The sequence below is a fragment of the Actinomadura sp. NPDC000929 genome (genome assembly GCF_040492065.1).
Classification (GTDB): domain Bacteria; phylum Actinomycetota; class Actinomycetes; order Streptosporangiales; family Streptosporangiaceae; genus Spirillospora; species Spirillospora verrucosospora.
This window is the reverse complement of sequence record NZ_JBEUPA010000029.1, coordinates 59474-68966: the sequence shown is the minus strand read 5'-3', so window position 1 is coordinate 68966 and position 9493 is coordinate 59474. Positions and strand designations below refer to the sequence as shown.

8 protein-coding genes and 3 pseudogenes are annotated in these 9493 nt (G+C 71.5%); 5 read left to right on the top strand and 6 right to left on the bottom strand.

The genetic code is table 11. The annotated features are described in order from the left end of the window. Window positions 1-271: pseudogene (locus ABWI04_RS13900) on the top strand (SAM-dependent methyltransferase); the annotation flags it as partial. After that, window positions 199-1041, top strand: a pseudogene (locus tag ABWI04_RS13895) (lysylphosphatidylglycerol synthase domain-containing protein); the annotation flags it as partial. The pseudogenes ABWI04_RS13900 and ABWI04_RS13895, both read left to right, overlap by 73 nt. Here ABWI04_RS13895 and ABWI04_RS13890 read toward each other — a convergent pair. Together ABWI04_RS13890 and ABWI04_RS13885 are read right to left on the bottom strand one after the other, a co-directional pair. Further along, a complete protein-coding gene (locus ABWI04_RS13890) occupies window positions 1036-1797 on the bottom strand; it encodes a creatininase family protein (protein ID WP_353832639.1) in 762 nt (253 codons plus the stop codon). The pseudogene ABWI04_RS13895 and the gene ABWI04_RS13890 overlap by 6 nt on opposite strands. Before the next feature lie 52 nt (window positions 1798-1849). Beyond that, window positions 1850-2383, bottom strand: a pseudogene (locus ABWI04_RS13885) (phosphatase PAP2 family protein); the annotation flags it as partial. 287 nt (window positions 2384-2670) lie between these two features. Here ABWI04_RS13885 and ABWI04_RS13880 point away from each other — a divergent pair. Further along, window positions 2671-3234 (top strand): DUF1349 domain-containing protein, encoded by a 564-nt coding sequence (locus ABWI04_RS13880; protein ID WP_345177520.1) that lies wholly within the window; start codon window positions 2671-2673, stop codon window positions 3232-3234. 6 nt (window positions 3235-3240) lie between these two features. Here ABWI04_RS13880 and ABWI04_RS13875 read toward each other — a convergent pair whose 3' ends face one another. Together ABWI04_RS13875 and ABWI04_RS13870 are read right to left on the bottom strand one after the other, a co-directional pair. After that, a complete protein-coding gene (locus tag ABWI04_RS13875; RefSeq protein ID WP_353832638.1) occupies window positions 3241-4713 on the bottom strand; it encodes a metallophosphoesterase family protein in 1473 nt (490 codons plus the stop codon). 183 nt (window positions 4714-4896) lie between these two features. After that, the gene (locus tag ABWI04_RS13870) at window positions 4897-5847 is read right to left on the bottom strand and encodes an SMP-30/gluconolactonase/LRE family protein (RefSeq protein WP_353832637.1); all 951 of its coding nucleotides are present in this window, start codon (window positions 5845-5847) and stop codon (window positions 4897-4899) included. 92 nt (window positions 5848-5939) lie between these two features. On the opposite strand from ABWI04_RS13870, the gene ABWI04_RS13865 reads away from it, so the two are divergent. Next, window positions 5940-6437 carry a MarR family winged helix-turn-helix transcriptional regulator gene (locus tag ABWI04_RS13865; protein ID WP_353832636.1) on the top strand — a complete coding sequence of 166 codons (498 nt, stop codon included), beginning with the start codon at window positions 5940-5942 and terminating at the stop codon, window positions 6435-6437. Window positions 6438-6530: 93 nt separating this feature from the next. On the opposite strand, the gene ABWI04_RS13860 is transcribed toward ABWI04_RS13865, so the two are convergent. Beyond that, window positions 6531-7751 (bottom strand): MFS transporter, encoded by a 1221-nt coding sequence (locus ABWI04_RS13860; protein WP_353832635.1) that lies wholly within the window; start codon window positions 7749-7751, stop codon window positions 6531-6533. A gap of 74 nt (window positions 7752-7825) precedes the next feature. Here ABWI04_RS13860 and ABWI04_RS13855 point away from each other — a divergent pair, with 74 nt between their 5' ends. Further along, window positions 7826-8431: a TetR/AcrR family transcriptional regulator gene (locus ABWI04_RS13855; RefSeq protein WP_345177511.1), complete on the top strand. Its 606-nt coding sequence runs from the start codon at window positions 7826-7828 to the stop codon at window positions 8429-8431. Between the two features lie 75 nt (window positions 8432-8506). Here the strand turns inward: ABWI04_RS13855 and ABWI04_RS13850 are convergent, their stop codons facing one another. After that, entirely contained in the window at window positions 8507-9361 is an 855-nt protein-coding gene (locus ABWI04_RS13850) for an NAD(P)-dependent oxidoreductase (protein WP_353832634.1), read from the bottom strand. Window positions 9362-9493 lie beyond the last annotated feature (132 nt).

Genomic DNA, 9493 nt, shown 5'->3' with positions numbered 1-9493 from the left:
CGACGCCGTCGCCGCCGCGACCCGGGCGTTCGGCCGCCGCGGCGCGTCGGTCCAGGCGCGCCCGAGCCCGTGGCGGCTCGGCCCCGGCCAGGCCGCGCTGACCGCGCAGTGGCTGCGCGGCTGGGTCGCCGCCGCCGTCGAGCAGCGGCCCGACCTGGCCCCCTTCGCCGAGGACTACCTCGGCCGCCGCCTCACCGAGTGCGCCGCCGGGCGCCTCACCGCCGAGGTCCACCACGTCGACCTCCTCGTCCTCCCCGGGAGCGCCCCGTGACGAAGTTCCTGCCCTGGCTGCGCCCGCTCGCCGGGCTGGGCATCCTCGCCGCGCTCCTGTGGTGGCACAGCACGGACGCGTTCGTGGACGCGCTCCACGCCGTGGACGCCGGGGCCGTGGCGGCGGCGCTCGCCCTGGGCCTGCTGACCACCGTGCTCAGCGCGGCCCGCTGGCGGCTGGTCGCGCTTCGGCTCGGCCTCCACCTGCCGTTGGGCGGAGCCGTCGCGGACTACTACCGGTCCCAGTTCCTCAACGCCGTGCTGCCCGCGGGCGTGCTCGGGGACGTGCACCGCGCGGTGAGCCACGGGAACCGGTCGGGCGATGTCGCGCGCGGCGTGCGGGCCGTGTTCCTCGAACGCGTCGCCGGTCAGGGCGTCGCGATCGCCGCGGGCGCCGCCGCGCTGCTCGCCCACCCCGCGCTCGTGTCGGCGCTGGCGCCCGCCCTGGTCCCGGCGGGAGCCGTCCTGGCCGCGGTGCTGGTCCTCGCACGGTGGCGGCGCCGCGCGCTGGCGCCGGCGTTCGCGGACGTGCGCGCCGCCCTGCGCGCCTGGCCCGCGATCGTGGGCCTGTCGGCCGCGGCGCTGGCCGGTCACCTGGCCCTGTTCGTGGTCGCCGCCCGCCTCGCCGGCGCGACGGCCCCGCTGCTCACCCTCCTGCCGCTGCTCCTGCTGGCGCTCCTGGTGATGGTGCTGCCGGTGAACGTCGGCGGCTGGGGCCCGCGCGAGGCCGTGCTCGCCCTGGCGTTCGGCGCGGCCGGGCTCGGCTCAGCGCAGGGCCTGACCGTCTCCGTCGTGTACGGGGTTCTCACCTTCGTCGCGTCCCTGCCCGGGGCGGCCGCCCTGCTGCTGAAGCACCGCGAGGACGTCCCCGAACGACGCGACGAAGCTCCGCAGCGTCTCCCGGCCCTTGTCGGCGCTGGCCAGTGACGGCCGCCCGACCACGCCCGACGTCGTGTAGGCCGCCATCCCCGTCGTCAGGAGGTGCCGCCGGTCGTCGGCCAGATGGTCGGCGGTCCGGTACCCGTCCCGGACCAGCTCCGGATGGGCGTGCAGCAGGATGGAGGTCTCCAGCTCCCCGGCGTGCATGTCGCTGACCGCGGACGTCTCCGCGCCGGACGCCCTCTCCGCCGCCTCCCAGTGCTCCATCGCGGGGAACAGGGCCATGTCGCCGTGCGCCTCCTGCACGACGTTGCCGAGCACGTAGTTGCCCCCGTGCCCGTTGACCAGCACGAGCTTGGGGACGCCGGCCCGGCGCAGCGACTCGGCGACGTCCCTGACCACCGCGTACAGGGTCGCCGCCGAGATGCTCACCGTCCCGGGCCAGTCCGCGTGCTCATGCGAGCACGAGATCGTCACTGGCGGGAGCGTCCGCACCGGGTACGCCTTCGCGATCTCCGCCGCGATCGTGCACGCGATCACCGTGTCCGTCGCGAGGGGAAGGAACGGGCCGTGCTGCTCGTGGCTCCCGATCGGCAGGACCGCCACGGGGACGTCCGGGACCTCGGGACTCGTGTGCGTCGGCAGCATGACCCACAGCTTGCCGCATCCGTCCGGCCAGGGAAACCAGCGCCATGGCGCCGGCCAGCAGGAGCGCGGCGACGATCCCGTCCGTCCAGTAGTGGTTGGCCGTCACCACCACCACGAGGACCGTGAGCGGCGCGTGCAGCGCGACGACCCACCGCCACCGGCTCCGCGACACCCGCAGTACCGCCACGGCCACCAGGATCGCCCACCCGATGTGCAGGGACGGCATGGCCGCGTACTGGTTGGCGATCCCGTCGGCCGCCGCCGGATAGGCCGACGGCCCCACGGTCAGCATCGTGTCGACGGCCCCGATCCCCGCCAGCCGGGGCGGCGCCAGCGGGAACATCGTGTGCACCACGAGGCCGGCCGCCGTCAGCGCCACCAGTTCGTTGCGGACCCTGGCATAGGCGGACCTGTGCCGCACATAAAGCCAGATCAGCAGCAACGCCGTTCCGGGAAAATGGACGCTCACGTAATAGACATTGGCGAGGAAGGCCGCGTGGTCCCATCCGAGCGCCCAATGCTGGAATCCGACCTCGCTCGGCAGCCATTCCCGCTCGAACCGCCACAGCCCGTGCGCGTTCGCCATCGCCTGCCCGGGGCCGCCCTCGATCAGCGTCCGGCCCCACTTGTAGAAGGCGAACAGGACCGCCAGCAGCCCCACCTCGGTGAGCAGCGGCCGCATCCGGCCGCGCACCGCCCCGCCCACTGCCGCTCCGCTCACCATCGTGCCTCCCAGCCCGGTCGTCCCCGTCCATCTCAACCCTCGCGTCTGACATTTCCGGAGACACTGGGTTCAGCTACCCGATCATGGGAGGTAAAACCCACCCCTGGTGGTGGGGTTGACTCCACCCCCTTGACGTAGATTTCCGACCTATGATCACCGGTGAATGGCTCAACCCGCCGCCGTCCGCGACGCCCGACGGCCCCGCCCTCGTCGTCACCGCGGCGCGGGGCGGCGACTTCTGGCGCACGACGTCCTACGGCTACGACCGCGACAGCGGGCACGCCCTGCTGTCCCCGTTCGGCCCCGAGGCCGCGATCGAGGTCTCCTTCGTCGCCGCCTACGACCACCAGTTCGACCAGGCCGGCCTCCTCGTCCGCCTCTCCGCGACGACCTGGATCAAGGCGGGCGCCGAGTACTGCGACGGCGCCCTCCAGCTGGGCGCGGTGGTCACCCACGGCGTGTCCGACTGGTCCTCGGCGCCCGTGCCGTGGCAGGGCCGCGAGGTGACCATCCGCGCCAGCCGCTCGGGCGACGCCGTGACCGTCCGCGCCCGCGCCGGCGACGAGCCCTGGCGGATGATCCGGCTGGCGCCCTTCCCTCCCGGCGTCATGGCCGCCGCGGGCCCCTACTGCTGCGCCCCCGAACGCGACGGCCTGACCGTCCGCTTCACCCGCGTCGCCGAAACTCGGCCCGACGCGGCCCTGCATCCATGAAGCCGCCTATTTGCAGTCGAATTCCTTGGTGGCCCCGGTGCTCAGAGCGCAGTCCAGCGGCCACGCCTGACCGGAGACCCCGTGGAAGGTGAGATGCCACTGGCCGCCCGTGTCGCGCAGCAGCGCGTAGCCGTGAACGCCCCGTGAGACCGAGTGCTGCACGGTCTCGCCGTCGACGGTCTTGCCCATCACCTTGCTGTCGTCCGGCGGCGTGTCGAGCGTCGTCCCGGACGAGCCCACGGTCAGCTGCGGCGGACGCGAGCTGTTGAGGAAGTCGAGCATCTGGTAGAGGTGCACGTGCCCGGACATCACCAGGTCGATGTTGCCGGCCAGCGCCCCCTTCGCCGTCTGCCCGACCGCGCTCGCCAGCGTCGGGTTGATCCACGTCACGGCGGTGGACGAGGCCTGTTTGACCATCCACAGCGGCTTGTGGGTGATCAGGAAGTAGTCGTGCGTCGGATGGTTGGCTGCCAGGGCGTTCACTTCGTCGAACCATTTCGCGTATTGGGCGGCCTGGGCCTTGTCCGGCTTGTTCCTCTCACTCGCCGAGCTGGAGTCGAACAGGATGAAATGCAGCGTGCCCGCATTGATCTGGACGGGCTCGGCCTGCGTCTGCGGCAGTGAGAAGCACTCGTTGTTCTTCTGCGGAACCGCGGCGAAATAGCGGAACCATTCGGCGCCCCGCCCCACTTTCGGAGGCGTGCAGACCTCGTGGTTGCCCCGCGCGAAGATGAACGGCGCCTCGGCGAGCAGGGCCTGCGCGGGCCGCAGGAAGTCCTTGATAAGGCAGCTCCAGTCGGCGGCCTGCCCCTGGGAATCGCACCCCGGCGTGGCGTCGTTCGCGCCTTCCGGCGTCTCCCGGTACACGTAGTCGCCGACGTGGACGACCAGGTCCGGCCGGGACTGCGCCGCCGCATGCACGGAGAGCGGCTCCAGCGGCCAGTTCTTCTGGCAGTCCTGGTTCTTCGGGGCGCCCACCGTGGGCGAGACGACCTCGCACCCCGCGTCACCGATCACCGCGACGCTCCGGGGACGCCCGTTCACGGGCCACTCGGGCAGCGGAAGCTGGAGGTTCCCCGGATGCACGGTGGCCGCATTGGTCGTGGACGGCTCGATCAGCGCGTTGCTCGCCCCGTCGGGGACCGGCGCCACGCAGAAGGTCGTCGGGAACTGCTGGAGCCCGCCGCCGGTGACGAAAGGATCGCTGACCTTCCTCAGCACCGCCGTCTGCGTCTTGCCTCCCAGGGTGTACTGGAGGGTGGGGCAGTTCCCGGCGGGCTTCTCGGTGGTGGCGAACCGGACCTCGGTCGTGTGGCTCGTCCCGTTCACCAACTGCGTCCAGGCCCACGCCTCGCCGTTCTTCCCGGCACCGGGAGGCGTGGGCTTCGGAGACGGGCTCGGGGCGGACTGCGCGAGCCCGGACATCACGGCGACCAGCAGGCCCACGACGGCCGCCACCGCCGCAGCTATTCGCGACATTAACCAGGTATCCCATCAGATCAAGAGAAATGGACTATTCGGGCGCCTTTCCATTAGGTGCCCGACGCCGGTCGATCTGCCCTGGTTGTCCGCCGCCATGTCCGCCGCCGCGTGCGGTGTTGTTCAAGTTATGTCCGGCTCATTCCAACCCCGCCCGCGCCTCCGGGTAAAACGCGAATCGGGCTACGGACGGGGGATGGCGACCGCGTCGTACGAGACGTCCGGCGTCGGTCCCGTGGCGAAGAACCGGATGTTGGGGAGGTACAGCCGCGAGCCGAAGGCGGCCACGGTCGTCGGCAGGGCGAGCCGGGCATCCGTCACCCGGCGAACGACGCGGCCGTCGGTCCCGTCCGCGTCCAGTCGCACGACGGCCACGGTGTTGAGCCGGTTCTGCACCGCGTACAGCGTCCGGCCCCGCAGCAGCAGCCCGTCGCCTTCCGGCAGCGACTCGCCGTGCAGGTTCACCCGGCGGGTCTCGCCCGTCGGCTCGACGCGGAACAGCCCGCCGGTGTTCGACTGCACCACGAGCAGTCCCCGCCCGTCCGGTGTAGGGGTGATGCCGTTGGCGTTGAACCCCGCGCTGCCGGGACTGTCGGGACTGCCCTGGTACACCAGGTCGCCGGTCAGGGGGATCCGGACCGCGGCGGCGGGGAGCCGTCCACCGTCGAGCGGCAGCTTGTAGAGCACCGGGTCGGTGGAGTCGGTGAACCACGCGGCGCCCTGCGTGATGATGACGTCGTTGACGAACGACGGGCCGGTGGCCAGCCGGTAGGACGCCAGCACCCGTCCGGTCCGGGCGTCGAGGACGCGGGCGTCGCCACCCGTGCCGCCCGCCACGAACAGCCGTCCGCGCCCGTCGCTCTTGAGCCCGAGGGCCTGCGTGCCCGGCCCCCGGCCGAGGACGGCCCCGGCCCCCGTGCGCAGGTCGGCGCGGTAGACCGACCCATCGGCCATGGAGCCGACATAGGCGACCGGCCCGGGGCCGATCGCGATGCCTTCGGGCTGGAACCCGTCCGGCAGCCGGATCGTGGTCGGGTACACCGTCCCGCCCCCGGCGTCCGCCGCCCGGGCAGGCGCGCTGGTCGCGGCGGCCAGCCCGAACACCAGCACGGCAGAGATCGTCCGACGTCGCATGAAGCAACCTCTCAACGTTGAAGTGTTTAACGTTGAGGACGGTAGGCCGGATGCTACCTTGATGTCAAACAGTTTAACGTTGAGAGGTAATCGTGGAGCGTGACGCCGTCGACCTCATCGTCGAGCAGTGGGCTCGCGCCCGGCCCGACCTCGACGCGTCCCCCATGCGGGTCCTGGGCCGCCTCTCCCGGCTGACCCGCATCGCCGAGCGCGAGCTCAAGGCCCTGTTCGCCGAGTTCGGGCTGGAACGGGGCGAGTTCGACGTCCTGGCCACCCTCCGCCGCGCGGACGCTCCCCAAGGCGTCACCGCGGGCGTGCTGGCCCGCTCCTCCATGGTGACCTCGGGCGCCGTCACGAACCGCCTGGACCGGCTCGTCGCCAAGGGCTACGTCACGCGCGACCTCGACCCCGCCAACCGCCGCACCGTCCTCGTCGCCCTCACCCCCGCCGGCCGCGACCTCATCGACCGCGCCATCGCCGCCCACCTCGACAACGAACGCCGCCTCCTCGCCGCCCTCGACCAGCACGAACAAGACGCCCTGGCCGAAACCCTCCGCACCCTCCTCCTCAGCCTCGGCGACCAGCCGTAGCCGGCGCCTGTTCGGCTTGTTGTTCTGGAAGTACGGCTGCCTGGGCACTGGAGGTCCTTCTCCGGTGCCCAGGCGACCCGAGCGGATATCGGGTTATCGCAGGGCTCGGTTGCCGCGGGCGGTCCAGATCGCCAGGGCGGCGAGCAAGGCGCAGGCGCCACCGAGCCAGAGCACGCCCCGGAGAGTGAGCGTGTCGACGATGACGCCGCCGGCCAGCGCGCCAAAACCGATGGACAGGTTGAACACCGCCACCCACAGCGAGGAGGCGGCTTCCACGGCCTGCGGAGCGGTCTTGATCATCCAAGTCTGGAGGCCCACGGACACACCGCCGAAGGCCAGACCCCAGACGATCAGCAGGAGGGCGCCGCCGACCGCGGTCCGACCCAGCAGCAGGAAAAGCGGCATCGCGGCCGTCATGGTTACTGCGATCGTCAGCACGTTGCGGTGCACGCGGCGGGAGAGCGCCGAACCGGCGACGAAGTTGCCGATCATGCCGGCCGCACCGAACCCGAACAGCAGCGGACCGACATAGCGCTCGTCGATCCCCGACAGCTTCTGCAGCGCCGGGCTCACGAACGTGTAAGCGGCGAAGTGGCCGAACACAAGGAGCACCGTCGCGATGATGCCGACGCGTACGCCTGGGTTGCGGAGCTGCTCCATCAGCAGCTCGGGCCGGACGGCCTGGGAGGCGACCAGCCTCGGCAGTACCGCCGGCAGGGCGATCAGGGTCACGAGCGCCAGGGCGCTGAGCGAAGAGAAGGCGATGCGCCAGCCGGTGAGGTCGCCGACCAGGGTGCCGAGCGGGACGCCGAAAACGTTCGCGGCCCCGACACCACCGAAAATGACCGCTGTGGCGCGAGGCACGTCCGCGGGGGCGGCGAGCCGGACCGCCAGGCCGGCGGCGACCGCCCAGAAGCCGCCGATCGCTATGCCGACCAGCACCCGGGAGCCCACCAGCACCGCGAAGGTCGGCGCCAGGGCGGAGCCCAGGTTCGCGACGGTCATCAGGGTCATCAGCCCGACCAGCAGGATGCGGCGGTCCAGCGACCTGACGACCATCGGGACCAGCGGTGCCGCGAACCCGGCGACGATGCCGGGCACCGTCACCATCAGTCCCGCCGTCCCCTCGGAGACCGACAGCGCGGACTCCACGGAGGTCAGCAGCCCGATCGGCAGCTGCTCGGCGGTCACCAGCAGGAAGGTGCCCAGAGCCACCGCGCAGACCGCCGGCCAGTGACTCTTGTCCGGGGTCCCTGGCTCCTGTCTCTGGGTGGGGGTCTGCTCAGCGGTCGTCAACGGATCCTCCTCCAGCAATTCGGGAGCGATCGCTCCCGAATGGGGACCCTAGTATGGGAGCGATCGCTCCACAAGTTGGGTACGGTGAACCCATGGCACGACCCCGGCAGTTCGACGAGAAGAAAGCGGTCACCTCGGCGACCGAGCTGTTCTGGCGACGCGGTTACCACGCCACTTCGGTGCGCGACCTGGGCGACGAGCTGAAGCTCACGCCCAGCAGCCTGTACCGGACGTTCACGGACAAGCACACGCTCTTTCTGCGCGCGCTCGACCACTACCGGGCCACCGAGTCGACGCAGGCCCGCCGGCGTCTGGATGCGAGTGACCGCCCGGTTCGCGAGGTGCTGCGGGAATGGATGCTGTGGCTGGTGACCTGCCCGGCCGGCGGCACGACCGGCCGCGGATGCTTCGTGGTCAACACCGCCACCGAACTCGGCACCACTGATGACCAGGTCCTTGAGCGGATCGAGGCCGCGTTCACGGTCACCCGGCAGGCCCTGCAGGCGGTGCTGGCCGAGGGGCGGGAGCGAGGCGAGCTGTCCGCCGACCTCGACATCGACGGAGCCGTGGAGTCGCTGTTCACGACGGTGCTCGGCCTACGGGTACGAGAGCGCGCTGGTCACGATCTGGAGCGCCTGACCACCGCGATCGATCTCGCGATCCGAGCCCTGGGCGCCGCATCCGCGCAATCCGCCTGACGGGATCCTGGCCGGGAAGGTGTCGAGCCGAGGCATCGCCCACACCATCCCGGCATCCAGACCACCTTGGTACTTCTACGCCTTGCGGAAGTGCTCGACGAGCCTGGAGTAGCTGTCGTCGCCGTGCCCCCGCTCGACCGCCGCCGCCACGAGTGCCCGGGAGTACTCGGGGAACTCGTCGTCGATGCCCCGCTCCCGGCTCTCCCGCGCGAGATCCTCGATCGAGGGCAGATGGTGGCGCAGCGCCCCGTACGGCGTCGCGAAACGGCCCCGGTCGACCTCCTCGGCGATCGACGGCAGGAAGGCCGACAGCGACGCGAGGGGACCCTTGGCCTCCTCCAGGAACCGCCCGACCTCGACCCCCGCGTCCGAGAGCGCCGCGGCCGCGTGCAGGAACCCGTTGAGGAGCCCCCACATCGTCCCGTGGACGGCCATGCCGTAGAGCACCGCGACGCCGGGATCCTCGGACACCAGCGGTGCCTGCCCGCTGAGAAGCCCCAGCACCTCCCGGTGACGCTCGTGGACGTCCGCGGACCCGCCGTAGAAGACCGTCGCGTCCGGATGCCCGACGCCCGGCGCGATGGTCATGATCTGCCCGTGCAGGTACTCCCCGCCGCGCTCGGCGACCACCGCGGCCACCTCCCTGACCTCGCTCGACGTCCCGTCCGTCAGGTTGACGACGGCCCGCCCGCGCAGGACGTCCCCCGCCGCCTCCAGCAGCTCACGAGCGACGGAGTTCCCCTTCACGTTGACCACCACGACCTGCCCGGCGGCGACGGCATCGCGAACGCCGTCGGCCTGCCGCGCCCCTTTGGCGACCAGCGCGTCACCCCGCCCAGCAGTGCGATTCCACACGGTGGTCGGATGCCCGCCGTCCAGAATCGCTCCCGCCAGCGCGCCCCCCATCTCCCCGAGCCCGAGCACCGCCACGCCAACGGCCCCATCACCAGAACCCACGACGCCCCCTTCCGAAAACACCAGGAGCCGCCACGCTAAAACCTCAACCAAACACGAGGTCAAGCAGAGGACCACCCATGACCGGGGAAGGAATCACTGTGATCA

Bases quoted from the DNA above. Each gene is read 5' to 3' on its own strand.
- ABWI04_RS13890 (WP_353832639.1), bottom strand. From the start codon at position 1,797: ATGCTGCCGACGCACACGAGTCCCGAGGTCCCGGACGTCCCCGTGGCG.
- ABWI04_RS13880 (WP_345177520.1), top strand. From the start codon at position 2,671: ATGATCACCGGTGAATGGCTCAACCCGCCGCCGTCCGCGACGCCCGAC.
- ABWI04_RS13875 (WP_353832638.1), bottom strand. From the start codon at position 4,713: ATGTCGCGAATAGCTGCGGCGGTGGCGGCCGTCGTGGGCCTGCTGGTC.
- ABWI04_RS13870 (WP_353832637.1), bottom strand. From the start codon at position 5,847: ATGCGACGTCGGACGATCTCTGCCGTGCTGGTGTTCGGGCTGGCCGCC.
- ABWI04_RS13855 (WP_345177511.1), top strand. From the start codon at position 7,826: ATGGCACGACCCCGGCAGTTCGACGAGAAGAAAGCGGTCACCTCGGCG.